Here is a 12,369-nt window from a genome sequence, read left to right as displayed (position 1 = left end):
AGGCTGATTCTTATTTTTCCATACTAAATCAAAGTAGCTTATAGGCCAGCTTCATATTCTGTATTAGACAATAGCTTTTCTACATCTGCCATATTGTCCGGTTTGATTTTATAGATCCAGCCTTTGACATACGGGTCATCATTAATGAAGTCGGGATCATCTTCAAGCGCAGCATTGATTTCAACGACTGTACCAGAGACAGGTGCATGAATATCAGAAGCGGTTTTCACTGATTCAACCACGCCAGCCTGTTCGCCAGCAGTAATATGTGAGTCAAGATCTGGTGCTTCTACATAAACCAGATCACCTAATGCATCCTGTGCATGGTCGGAAATACCGGTCACAACAAGATCACCCTCAATGCGTACCCATTCATGTGTACTTGCGTACTTTAGTTCTGAAGGATGATTCATTGATAACTCCCTAAAAATCTTAAGATCATTTTTGATATGTTTTATACATTCTTTTTGGTCAAAACAAAAGGTTTATCCGTGCTTATAAATAAGGATCTTTACGCCAGTTGCTCGGGCTACGACCACTCCAGCGCTTAAACGCCCGACTAAAATTCGCCACATCACTATAGCCAAGTTCATCAGCGATCTGCTCCAGAGTAAAGTCTGTACGGGATAATAAGGAAGTAGCATGCCGGTAGCGCACTTCATCCACCAGCGTAGAGAAAGAAGTACCTTCAGCGGCCAACTGACGCTTTAAGGTTCGATCTGACATATGCAGGCGTTCAGCTACGCTTTCAATACTCAGATAATGCTGTTCGGAATGAGTCAGGATATCCCGTACCCGCATGGCAATCCGGTGCCGTTCACCTAAAGCAGATAATTCGGCTTCACACTGGTTAATCGCAATCTGGCTGGCAATTGGATCAGCATGTACCAACTTGTTCATCAGGTAGCTTTTATCAAAACTTAAAATTAAATGCGGCTGTTCAAAACGGAATTGATGCGTAGGAAATTTCGCCATGAAGCGTTCAAAACCTTCCGGCTTTTTGAAATCGAAGTCGATTTCACCGGTTGCATCGTTAACCCCGGTAATGGCTTTTGCCATACTGATCAGGCCAATCATCAGGGCAATCGAAATTTCGGTACGAAGCGGTTCAAGCTGGATATCAGTTTGCAGCTGTACGGTTGCCTTAGCGCCAAAGGTCGAGAAAAATAACTGCAAGAAGGGTAAACGTAACTGAATGAATCGGTTCGCCAGCACCAGGGCTTCGGTAATATTATTCGCCGTCATGATGGCATAACCGATAAAGCCATGAATCGAAATCCGCATCTGGGTACCTAAGTGATAACCCAGTGTCGGTTCACCAGTGAGCTTCAGGGCATGCTTGACCAGTTCATTGGCCACAGGGGTCGGAATACGGTAATCAGGATCTGCCAACTGTTCACTGGTCAGGCCAAAAGGCTTAAAAAGCGACTCATTATTATACCCCCAGCGGGAAATGACATCGAGAAGCAAGAGACCGTATACACCTGGAATACCTTGGTCTTGGCGTGGAGCTATTGTTTTCATGCGCGATCCGTTGCACTCATTCAAATTTTTTTATTTTCACTTCATATTGGCATGAAAAAGCCATTTTCTTGATAAAAATTGTTGGACAAAGCTGTGGCAATTTCCACAATAAGATTTTAATCAACTTAAAGCAGAGTAGCTCAACTTAAAGTTGGAAATCAATGTAAACCAGAGATATTTTAGGGATTTAATTTTAAGCCTACAGATTTCTATTAATTCAGAATAGGGCTGTTTTTTGAATAATCTGGAATTTAAAAATGCTTGTGGAATAGTTGATATTCCCATAAAAGCAAACCGAAGCATGGCTATTCAAGTGACTCAAATAGAATGCTTCGGTTTCTGTTGTAGAGCTTAGCTACTACTGAATAGAGCGATTATGCTTCGTGTAAGTTATCAGTTTTGGTATGTTGCTGTACCAAGAACCCGCCGGTTTGACGCTGCCATAGCTGCGCATAGATTCCGTTTAAGGCCACCAGTTCATCATGCGTACCTTGCTCGGCAATTTTACCTTGATCCATCACAATCAGACGATCCATCTGCGCAATGGTAGAAAGACGATGCGCAATGGCAATAACCGTTTTACCTTGCATCAAATCATCCAGACTATTCTGAATAGCCGCTTCAACCTCAGAATCCAGAGCACTGGTGGCTTCATCCAGAATCAGAATCGGCGCATCTTTCAAGAATACCCGGGAAATGGCAATACGTTGGCGCTGTCCACCAGAAAGCTTCACGCCACGTTCACCTACATAGGCGTCATAGCCTCTACGGCCACGCAAATCAGTCAGATTCGGAATAAATTCTTCTGCTTTGGCCTTGCGTACAGCTTCAAACATCTCTTCATCAGTTGCATCCGGACGACCGTATTTGATATTTTCAGCTACGGTACGATGCAGCAAAGACGTATCCTGAGTGACCAGCGCAATATTTTTACGCAAACTGTCCTGAGTGACATCGGCAATATCCTGATCATCAATCAGAATACGGCCCTGATTCAGATGATAGAAATGCAATAGCAATTGAATCAGGGTCGATTTACCAGCTCCAGAACGCCCCACGATCCCGATTTTTTCACCTGGGCGAATGGTCAGATTAAACTGGTCAATGACCGGTTTTTCATTATAGGCAAAAGTGACATTATCGAATTTAATCTCACCGTGTTTTAGCTCCAGTTCTTTCGCATCTTCTTTGTCTTGAATATTGATCCGACGACCTAGAGTTTTCATCCCGTCCTGAATGGTACCGACATTTTCAAACAGGGCAGAGGTCTGCCACATCATAAACTCAGCAATACTATTCAGCTTTAATACCATCGCTGTAGTGGCTGCAATAATCCCGAGCTGCGCTTGACCTTGCATCCAGAGCCAGATTGCAGTACCCAGCACACCTGCATATAGCACAACACTCAGCATCAGAATGCTGATTTCGTATTGAGCGCCCAGACGCATTTGCTTATACACCGTAACCATAAATTCCTGCATAGAGGATTTGGCATACTGGCTTTCACGACCCGCATGCGCAAACAATTTTACGGTCTGAATATTGGTATAGGCATCAGTCACACGTCCGGTCATGACTGCACGCGCATCCGCTTGTAAGGATGAAATCTTGCTTAATCTTGGAATGAAATAGCAGGCGGCACAAATAAACAAGAATAGCCAGACCATAAGCGGCAAGATAAGTAAGGGTGAAATGGCACCCAAAACAATATTAATTGTGACGAAATAAATCAGCACATAAGCCAACATATCGCCCAAAATGACCCAGAATTCCCGGATCGCCAGCGCCGTTTGCATGACTTTGGCCGATAAACGTCCGGCAAAATCATTATGGAAGAAGTCCAAACTCTGTTTGAGCAATAAATTATGGAAGCGCCAACGCAGACGCATCGGGAAATTACTGTATAAAATCTGATGCTTGATCAGGGACTGGGCACTGGCAAACAGGATATTGGCCAGCAAGATAATACTCAATAAGGTCAGGTTGCTGGCATGTTGATCTAAAAAAGTCTCTGGCTGACTTTGACTCAACCAGTTCACCAGATCACCAATTTTTGAATACAGTAAGGCCTCAAAACTGGCTGCACCTGCGGTACACAATACTAGAATCAGCAAATAACGGCGTACCCCATAAGCTGCTTGCCAGACAAAGGGGAAAAACCTGGTGGGTAAAGGTTGATTCAGGTTTTTGGTGGGATAGGGGTCTACCAGCCGTTCAAGCCATCGAAACATTAACGTACTCTTATCATGTATTTTCTTTGCGAGGATTATAAAGGATTCTGCTTTTTGAAGTCTGAATTTGAGTGAAATTGCCACAAATGTTTAACTAAATCAAACTTTAGGTTGCAGAGCAAAAACTCATGCCAGATTTATGCCAAATAATATGAAGACCAAAAATAAGAGATTGAATTCATTTTAAATACTGAATAAAAAGCCCGAAATAAGAGATTATTTCGGGCTTAAGTTGAGAGGTTAGTTTAAGTGATAATCGGAGATGAAGAACTCGCGTTAAAAGATTCCTTAAAATCACTTCCAGAAGGCGCCTGATACACCTTCAAGCCAAATTCCGGAATAATCGCCAGAATATGGTCCATGATATCTGACTGGATATTTTCATACTCTGCCCAAACCGTCGTATTGGTGAAAGCATAAATTTCCAGTGGTAAGCCTTCGCTGGTCGGTTGTAACTGACGCACCATTAACGAGAAATTTTTGGCAATACCGGGATGCTGTTGTAGATAAAATTCCAGATAAGCGCGGAACGTGCCTAAATTGGTCAGACGGCGCTGGTTGTATTGTGAATGATGCTGGAGCTGCTGGTTAAACTTCTCTAGTTCTTCTGATTTGGTATTCAGATATTGATCCAGCAGGATAAAATTTTTCAGCTTGTTCTGTTCTTCAGCCGTCATGAAATGTACGCTGGTTTGATCAATATGAATTGAACGTTTGATCCGGCGGGCACCCGCTTCCTGCATGCCGCGCCAGTTTTTAAAGGTATCAGTCACCAGTTTATTGGTCGGAATCGTGGTCACAGTCTTGTCAAAGTTCTGCACAGTCACTGTATGTAATGACATATCAATGACATCACCATCGGCATTTAGGGTCGGCATTTCAATCCAGTCACCAATACGTACCATGTCATAAGATGAAATCTGAACCGAAGCGACCAGTGACAGAATCGTATTTTGAAAGACCAGCATCAGGACAGCGGCCATCGCACCAAAGCCAGCGAGCAAGGTGAATACATCTTTTTTCAAGAAAGTGCCTAAAATCATCAAGCCACAAACAATGAAGATGATCAGCTTGACCAGCTGTAAATAACCTTTAATCGGCTTGTTGCGTGACTTGGGATTACGCTGATAAATCAGGTTAAAGATATTCAGTAACTCACCGAGTGCCAGAGCAATGGTCAGGAAAATAAACGCCTGAGCACCCATTTGCACAAAGGTTTGCACCTTATCGGATAAATGCGGGACAGTGGTAATCCCGTTCATGATCACGATTGCCGGAACAATATTGGAAATCCGGCGAATCACACTATGTTCAGCAAAAATCTGATTATTGGCAAAGGGCATTTTGGAAATCAGTTGACGAATACCGCGTACGACAATCTGTTTGGCAAACACATTGGCAAGGATGGCCAGTAAAATCACAATACTCAGTGAAGATAACATTTCCAGCCATGGGTACTGATCGGCCCAATCTCGAATATTCTGAATAAAATTAAACTGTTCCAACTGATCTTTCTCTTTAACTCAAAAAATTTGTTAGAGTTTATAGGTTTAAACGCAATTTTTTAATCTTGGATAACCTTTTAAAACATATCTTTCTTAGAGGAGGCGAACTTAATCACTATTCAGGCATTTATTTTTTCCTTCAGGTTAATTCAGATTAAATAGATCAATGAAAATTGATTGGTTAATGGCTAGGAAATGTGAAAAATCGATAGAACAGCCTAACTTGGTATTCCTATGCTTCTTTTTAAACTTTAAAAAATTAAAAAAGGTCAGAGTGAATTAAAGAATTTGGTATAGCGTTTATTATGTTAGTTCAACATAACTTAATGTTTATTTTACATTTTATATACTTACGATAGTGCTAGGATTAAAATCATATAATCTTAATCATTAAAAATGAAAAATCTTCAAATAGTTATAGCACCAGCTCTACATTCCTATGAACTGGAACATATTGAGCAATCAATAAGCCATGAAATTAATAACACTAGATTTCTTTCATAAGTCATTTTTCACTCAGCTCCAAGTTATAAATTCCAGCAATTAGATTGAATCTTAATGCTAGTCTTTTGCCTCGATTGCGATATCGCTCAGCAAGAATTTTGAAGGTTTTCAAACTGCCAAATACATGCTCAATTCCAATTCTTCTTTTATTGATTTCCTGATTATAGATTTTTAGTTCGGAATCCAGTTTACAGCGCTTCTTTGCTTTTAATGGCAACAAGCTATTTGGATACACTGTATAAATTCCCTGATAACCCTTATCCGCAAGGATAAATGCACCTGCAGGAATCTGATTCAAGTTACGTTTGAAGAGTTCGAAATCATGTACGGCACCACGACTCGTACATAAACTCAGAATTTGCTGAGTTTTGTAGTGAATCATGGACTGTACTTTAAAGGTATGGGTCTTTTTCTTGCCGCTATAGCTTTTCTTCTGTTTTTTTAGGCCTTTGGATTGGAATTTCCGTGGCATCTACGATCACAACATTCCAGTCGATGCCTCCGCCCTCGGGTAAATCTTTGGGTAAATTAAACAGATTGGACCGAATCAGGCAGTCTTCAACATGACGGACAATTCTTGAGCCTGTGGGCTCTGAAACCCCGTAACTCGTCGCAACGTGAAATAAGGTTCGGTATTCCCGCCAATAGCTCAGACAGAGCAGAATCTGGTCTTCCAGGCTTAACTTGGGCGGTCTGCCTTTGGCAGGGACATGTTTCTTCAATTGCTCAACCATTAAATCAAAGGTTGACCATGAGATGCCCGTGTATCGCTTGAACTGAGGATCAGAAAGCTTGTTTGAATCGATGTATTTCATCCGCAGATTATGCATGAATGCCAAGAAATCTGGAGTGCAAATATTAACCAAAAAGAAGATCGTTTTTTGATTTATGAAAGAGATCTACTATATTAGAGATAGTGGTTAATGATGAATCTTTTGAAAAAATTGATTGTTACTTGTATTCAAAAAAAAGATACGAAAAAAATTCTTAAAAGCTCTATACATTATGTAATAGCACTCTTAGAAAGAGCAAAGTATAGGTTAGAAAAAGCTCAGCAAAATAACGTGAGTCCTTTGCATATCTGCTTATACGTGATTAAGAAAATTGAGGGATTTATTGAATATTTACAGACTAAATTTTAGTTATTAGCGCTTTCATTTAAAGCCTGTTATATGAAATCTTAAGTTTCCAAATAGGATTTGAATTGAGTGAAATTTGCTATCTATTAAAACAAGAATATGCAAAAGACAAGCTGACATAGACTTAATGAAACAGATTAAAAAAACCGGCAAATATGCCGGTTTTTTATTTATGCTTTCCTTTTAAGGAAAATGTGCTTACCACATTAAATCATCAGGAATCACATAAGCTGCATATGGGTCTTCTTCATCAGTGGTTTCTTCATTTTTCTCTGAATTATTCACGATGATAAAGCCTTCCATTTTTGAGTTGATGCGATCCGCCAGAGCTTTAGGCAGGAAAGCGTAACTCTCATTTTCACGCGCAATCACCAGACTGCCAGCGACCAGTGCATTATAAATCTGCTGGTTGATATAAACTTTCTTGATCTTGCTGTCATCAATAAACTGATAACTGATCTCGCCATCCGTATCGCGGATTTTATGCTGATTAATCATCTGCATGATGGCAGCTTTGAGTTCTTTTTCCTGCAACTGGGCTTTTTTCGCCTGTTCAATGGCTTGGTCTTTAGCCAGCTTTTCCTGTTTGTCCTGTTCAATCTTGGCCTTGATTTCGGCTTCTTTACTGTCGCCTGTGCGCTTTTCATGTACAGCCTGTTTAGACAGTTTTTTGGCTTTTTTATTATCGACCAGGCCTGCCTTTAACAATTGTGCCTGTAATGCATTTTTAACCATGAGAGTTTCCAGAAATTAGTCGTGTTGATGTCGATAACGTAAATAGATCACCCAATAGATCAGGCTAAGCAGCAGGCTTAACACTGTAGGGACCAGGAATGCATTTAATTTTAAATAAGGATAAATCCAGCTGGCAAGTATGCCACCCACCAAAAAGCCGACCAGGATCAGCATATGCAGGATCACTTTACGGGATTCTACGACCAGACCACGCAGACGATAGCCCATAGCCAGACCTAAATCGGTCAGTACACCTGACAGATGCGTGGTCCGGATAATCGCACCTTTATAGTGGCTGACCATGGCATTTTGTACACCCATCGCGACACAGGCCCATAACAAGGCATAACGCGGGAAATAGGGCAATAATAGCCAGCAAATGAATATAAAAAAAGCCACTAGGCTTAAAGGATAACCATACAGGCGTCCCAAGCGAAAGTGACTATTTCCTAAAATCAGCCCGCTATACATCGAGCCAATCACATAACAGAGCGTAACCAGAATCAGATACAAAATCTGGCGTGGTTGCCAGTCCAGCAGCGCCATCGCCAGCATACTGACGTTACCGGTCATATGTGAAACGGACTGATGCAACACGGTCACCAGTCCTAATACATTAATCATTCCGGCATTTACCGCAAGGAAGAATGCACCCAATTGAACCCACGATGGTAAACGCTGTAATGGCATGGCAATATCATTAGCAAAACATCTTGATTCTTCAATATAAAATCAATCTGTAGCGCGGTCTACTGCTGTAGTAAATAAAACATCGGTAGATGAGTTGAGTGCAGTCTCGGTAGAGTCCTGCAACACACTGATCACCATACCAATCGCCACCACTTGCATTGCGATATCTGAAGAAATCCCGAACAGGCCACAAGCCACGGGAATCAGCAATAGTGAACCACCAGCCACGCCTGAAGCACCACACGCAGACACAGTTGCTACGATAGAAAGAATTAGCATAGTGGTGAAGTCAACATTAACACCTAAAGTATTTACTGCAGCTAAAGACAACACGGTAATCGTCACTGATGCACCAGCCATGTTAATTGCTGCACCTAAAGGAATCGCTACGCTTGAAGTAGTCTCTTTCACACCTAAGCGTTTTGCCAAGTCCAGGTTTACCGGAATATTGGCAGCAGAACTGCGGGTAAAGAACGCGGTAATGCCACTTTCACGTAAGCAGGTAAAGACCAGTGGATACGGATTACGACGGGTAATGAAACCGACCATTAACGGGTTAATCACCAAGGCTACAAATACCATGGTACCCAGCAGAACAGCTAATAAATGCGCATAGCTGGTCAAGGTATCTAGGCCCGCTTCAGCAAAAGTCACGGCAACCAGACCAAAAATACCCACTGGCGCAAAGCTGATCACCAGACGAATTACATAATTGATTGCATTGGCAGCGTCATTTAAACAGGTTTTAGTTGTGTGTGATGCATGACGGAAGGCAATTCCTAACGCAATTGACCATGCCAGAATTCCAATAAAATTCGCTTCAGCAATGGCAACCACCGGGTTCGCTACAAAGCTCAGCACCAGATTTTTGAGAATTTCACCTAGGCTGCCTGGCGGCTGTAAATCACCTTGCGCTGCAATATCCAGGAACAATGTGCTTGGAAATAAAATACTGGCGATCACAGCGCTTAATGCTGCCAGGAACATGCCGACAGCATACATCAGCATAATAGGTCTTATCGTTGAATTGGTCTGGCCAACCTGGAAATTTGCAATTGATGCAAGAACCAGAATAAAAACCAGAACTGGCGCGACGGATTTTAGTGCCTTAATAAACAGATCACCCAACAGGCTTAAGGAAGGTGCAGCTTCAGGAAATAACAGAGCCACACCAACGCCTAGAATAATGGCGATGATGATTCGGGAGACTAAACTCAGACGCGATAGGGCAGAAAACATAAGGTTGCCTTGTGAAAATTACGAGGGCTAAATGCGAAAAAAATTTGCGTTATTTTATACTTAAATTAAGGATCGCTTAAAATATATTTTTAGATAATATTTAAGTATCTGAAAATTAATAAATAATTAAGATGGTTTTTTATCTTGATCGTATTATTTCCATACAAAATTCTTAGGAATAGCCAGATTTACTGATTGGTTTTTTATCTTTATTTCTTAGATGAATATGGAATTTAAATCAATCATTTCCAGTTATATTTCAGTTCAATCTGCTTGCATGACAGCATGTCTACCATGCAAGCAATTGAAAAATCTTAAATCATATAATGTTGAGGCTTTTCGAAGATTTCCGGTGCCAGATCCTGAATTGCCTGAAAATGGGTTAGATAAATCCGGCCACTCAAATGTGTCATTAGTTTGGAGGCCTGCAAGCGGTCAAATACCGGGCCTTTCACTTCTGCAAAATGCAGGCGAATATTTAGTTTGGACAATTCCGCATTGAGCTCTTCCAGTGTTTCCAAGGCACTCAAGTCAATCGCACTGATACTGGAGCAGTTCAAAATCACATGCTCTAACTTGTCATTTAAACTTAACTGATTAATCAGATAACCTTTTAAGGTATGTGCATTTAAAAAACTTAGGTTTTCATCTATACGCAGAGACAAAACCCGATCAGAGGTCATCACCTGATGACGCTGGATATTTCGGAAATGCTGGGTGCCTTCGACCAGACCCACGACTGCAATATGAGGACGGCTGATGCGCCATAGCATAAGAATAAAGGTCGAAATAATCCCGACAATCAAGCCAGTGGTGATATCCAGTAATACCACACCAAAAAAGGTAATCCACATGGCAATGCCGTCAGCTTTGGAATAACGCCAGGCATCGACGAAAGGCTGGAAATTGACCAGTTTCCAGATAGACACAATAATGGTTGCAGCCAGAATGGTCAGCGGCAGATCCTCAAAGAAGCTGGTAAAAAACAGACTAACCACGACAATCAATAAAGAAGACAATACGCCAGCCAAAGGTGTTTTGGCGCCAGCGTCAGCATTCACCACAGTACGTGACAGACTACCGGTTACAGGAAAGGCGGAACTGATTCCGGCACTGATATTGGCTACACCGAGCGCAATCAGTTCCTGATTACTGTTCAAATTGCTACGCTGCTGTAGCGCCGTTGCCTGAGCAATAGAGAGAGATTCCACAAAACTGATCATGGCAATCATGCTGGCACCCGGTAATAAGGTCATCACCAACTCCCAGTTCCAGTGTGGGAAAGACAAGGGCGGAAAGCCTGAAGGAATTTCACCGACCGTTTTAATGCCTTGAACTTTTAAGTCTAAAAACAGAACGGCTGCAATACCGAGAAAAACCAGAATCAGTGGAACTGCTCGAACCAGAAAATCAGTCGAACCGATCCGGCTTTGTACTGCTTGAGATTTTAATAGTTTCGGCAGATAAACCAGTAAACCGATAGAAAGCAGGCCAAAGATCAGACTCGGGAGATGCAAAAGTGGTAAATATTCAATCAGGCTTTTCACCAGCTCGGGAATATTATTGGCTTTTAAAGGCAAATCTACCAGAAACTTGAATTGACCAAAAGCAATCAATAGAGCCGAAGCAATAATAAAACTCTGAATGACTGGATGGCTGATCAGTTGAATCAAAAAGCCGAAACGAAACACACCCAAAAGCAGGGAAATAATGCCGACCATCAATGCCAATAAAGTTGCCGCTTCAATATAGACCGGAGAACCCACTTCAAATAATGGATTCAGTGTGGCAAAGGTCATCATGGAAATGATGGCTACCGGTCCAATCGATAAAGTCTTACTGCCGCCCAATAAGGCATAAATGATCATTGGTAGAATACTGGCATAGAGTCCCATAATCGGTGGCAAACCTGCCAGCATGGCATAGGCCATCCCTTGGGGTACCAGCATCGCAACGACAATCAGAGCAGCCAGTACATCCGATTTCAATTTCACCGGACTGTACTGACTTAACCATGACCAGGCAGGGAGTCTATGGAGCAGTCTAGACTTAAAATTTGGCATATACAGGTCTAAATCACAAATATAGATATATTATGCACAAATTCTGCTAAGAAGTCTTAGGATATAAATAGGTGATCATTCACATTTTAAAAAATGAATGAGGGGACAAAGGATCAAGGCAAAAGACTTAAAACTCTCAGTAGAGAAAATTTAAATCAGGCAGATCGCTTTAAAATAAAACAGGACGAATGAGGCAAATAGCAGCTTTAAGTGACTGCTTGATTTACACAGTAGATTTGATAAAGCTTGTTTAACATTTCTATCAGGTTCTGGTCTTTGATCGAATAATAGATCTGTTTACCGTCTCGACGGGTATTTACCGCATCGCTTTTACGCAAAATCATGAGCTGCTGAGACAGGGTTGGCTGTCTGATCTCGGTAATCTCTTCAATTTGAGAGACATTCAGTTCATTTTGGGAGAGATGACATAAAATGAGCAATCGGTCCGTATTGGCCATTAACTTTAAAATACCGACAACCTGTTGAGCTGAATCCCGCATCGCGGCAATTTCAAGATCGGTTTTCATTTACTATGTCCATTTATACAATTACAGCCCGCGAATTATACGACTCGAACAGCGTGAATTGATGGATAGAAAGCGTGAATTACTATGGTTTTTAATGAATTGTGTTATCAAGAATAGTTATAATTTACTAATTAAAATATAAGATAATTTTATCGTGTTCCGGTTTTTTAGGAAGAAGATGTTTCATTTCAAACTGCTATCGTGATCCCATC

At 41.4% G+C, this 12,369-nt stretch carries 11 protein-coding genes and 1 pseudogene; 1 reads left to right on the top strand and 11 read right to left on the bottom strand.

Annotated elements, in window-relative coordinates; all coding sequences use genetic code 11:
• Positions 1 to 38 precede the first annotated feature (38 nt).
• From gcvH to FTV18_RS07890, 6 genes are all read right to left on the bottom strand, one after another.
• A complete protein-coding gene (gcvH, locus tag FTV18_RS07915) occupies positions 39 to 413 on the bottom strand; it encodes a glycine cleavage system protein GcvH (protein ID WP_180017397.1) in 375 nt (124 codons plus the stop codon).
• Between the two features lie 82 nt (positions 414 to 495).
• Complete coding sequence (locus FTV18_RS07910; protein ID WP_104426084.1) at positions 496 to 1,524, bottom strand: AraC family transcriptional regulator; 1,029 nt, start codon at positions 1,522 to 1,524, stop codon at positions 496 to 498.
• Between the two features lie 374 nt (positions 1,525 to 1,898).
• A complete protein-coding gene (locus FTV18_RS07905; RefSeq protein ID WP_180017395.1) occupies positions 1,899 to 3,755 on the bottom strand; it encodes an ABC transporter ATP-binding protein in 1,857 nt (618 codons plus the stop codon).
• Between the two features lie 245 nt (positions 3,756 to 4,000).
• Positions 4,001 to 5,260, bottom strand: a complete 1,260-nt coding sequence (locus FTV18_RS07900; RefSeq protein WP_180017393.1) for a mechanosensitive ion channel family protein — start codon at positions 5,258 to 5,260, stop codon at positions 4,001 to 4,003.
• Positions 5,261 to 5,765: 505 nt separating this feature from the next.
• A complete protein-coding gene (locus FTV18_RS07895) occupies positions 5,766 to 6,236 on the bottom strand; it encodes a transposase family protein (protein ID WP_180017390.1) in 471 nt (156 codons plus the stop codon).
• Positions 6,184 to 6,579 (bottom strand): transposase family protein, encoded by a 396-nt coding sequence (locus FTV18_RS07890; protein ID WP_180017388.1) that lies wholly within the window; start codon positions 6,577 to 6,579, stop codon positions 6,184 to 6,186. The genes FTV18_RS07895 and FTV18_RS07890 overlap by 53 nt, the downstream gene beginning before the upstream one ends.
• Positions 6,580 to 6,665: 86 nt before the next feature.
• On the opposite strand from FTV18_RS07890, the pseudogene FTV18_RS15705 reads away from it, so the two are divergent.
• A pseudogene (locus FTV18_RS15705) lies at positions 6,666 to 6,906 on the top strand (hypothetical protein); the annotation flags it as partial.
• Positions 6,907 to 7,101: 195 nt separating this feature from the next.
• On the opposite strand, the gene FTV18_RS07885 reads toward FTV18_RS15705, so the two are convergent.
• The 5 genes from FTV18_RS07885 to FTV18_RS07865 all read right to left on the bottom strand — a co-directional run bounded on the left by FTV18_RS07885 (position 7,102) and on the right by FTV18_RS07865 (position 12,157).
• Positions 7,102 to 7,638, bottom strand: coding sequence for a DUF2058 domain-containing protein (locus FTV18_RS07885; RefSeq protein WP_104426088.1), 537 nt, complete (start codon positions 7,636 to 7,638; stop codon positions 7,102 to 7,104).
• Between the two features lie 15 nt (positions 7,639 to 7,653).
• Entirely contained in the window at positions 7,654 to 8,328 is a 675-nt protein-coding gene (locus FTV18_RS07880; RefSeq protein WP_180017386.1) for a YoaK family protein, read from the bottom strand.
• A 42-nt stretch (positions 8,329 to 8,370) separates the two neighbouring features.
• The gene (gene sstT / locus FTV18_RS07875) at positions 8,371 to 9,567 is read right to left on the bottom strand and encodes a serine/threonine transporter SstT (protein WP_004785593.1); all 1,197 of its coding nucleotides are present in this window, start codon (positions 9,565 to 9,567) and stop codon (positions 8,371 to 8,373) included.
• Between the two features lie 314 nt (positions 9,568 to 9,881).
• Positions 9,882 to 11,630, bottom strand: coding sequence for a SulP family inorganic anion transporter (locus FTV18_RS07870; RefSeq protein WP_180017384.1), 1,749 nt, complete (start codon positions 11,628 to 11,630; stop codon positions 9,882 to 9,884).
• Between the two features lie 206 nt (positions 11,631 to 11,836).
• On the bottom strand, positions 11,837 to 12,157 hold the full coding sequence (locus FTV18_RS07865; RefSeq protein ID WP_180017382.1) for a metalloregulator ArsR/SmtB family transcription factor: 321 nt from the start codon (positions 12,155 to 12,157) through the stop codon (positions 11,837 to 11,839).
• Positions 12,158 to 12,369 lie beyond the last annotated feature (212 nt).

It is taken from the genome of Acinetobacter sp. YH12241, from assembly GCF_013417535.1.
Lineage (GTDB): Bacteria > Pseudomonadota > Gammaproteobacteria > Pseudomonadales > Moraxellaceae > Acinetobacter.
This window is presented reverse-complemented; position numbering and strand designations above follow the sequence as displayed.